Annotated in this window: 2 protein-coding genes; both read right to left on the reverse strand. The window is 39.3% G+C overall.

From position 1 onward, the window contains the following. The coding region (locus JMW94_RS14775; protein ID WP_201604903.1) for a DNA cytosine methyltransferase at positions 1–198 on the reverse strand (198 nt) is incomplete at its 3' end. Beyond that, positions 191–615: DNA cytosine methyltransferase (locus tag JMW94_RS14780; protein WP_201604904.1), on the reverse strand; the 425-nt coding region annotated here is incomplete at its 5' end. The genes JMW94_RS14780 and JMW94_RS14775, both read right to left, overlap by 8 nt.

Here is a 615-nt window from a genome sequence, read left to right on the forward strand (position 1 = left end):
AGCTTTAGGAATATCCTCAGATTTTATTTCAGATATGTCACCTAATACACACTCGTCTCCGATATTAGCCTTATAAGTTTCAACAGCATCAGCATCAAAATCGTTAGCCCATATAAGCTCAAAACCTGCGTTTTTAAAACCTAAATCTAATCCACCTGCCCCACTAAATAGTGATGCAACAGTAGGTTTCTTAATCATTTCTAACTCCAGTCAACTCTTTTAAGACAGACCTTGCAACTGCTTCGGATAATCCTATAGGAACAGCGTTAGCAATTTGCCGATAACAATCTGTCTTTGCACCTACAAATAGAAAGTCAGTAGGAAAGCTTTGAATAGTAGCAAGTTCTCTAATTGTCATTCTTCTCGTACCATTAGGATGTGGCAAAACTACAACACCACCTTTACGGTCACCACGCCCAGTTACTGTGGGAGCGGGTAAATCTGGGTTGACTGGGCGTTTTCCTATATATCCATTCATAACCAATTTATACTGTGAATACTCATTATTGGGCACAGTATGAGCATCTTCACCATCTGGATCTGGCAAACCTACAAAAGCTTCTTTTACGCTAACCCAAGGCAATAAACCATTTTTACCATCTTTTGCATGTGTTG

This window comes from Psychrobacter immobilis (genome assembly GCF_904846185.1).
Classification (GTDB): Bacteria; Pseudomonadota; Gammaproteobacteria; order Pseudomonadales; family Moraxellaceae; genus Psychrobacter; species Psychrobacter immobilis_B.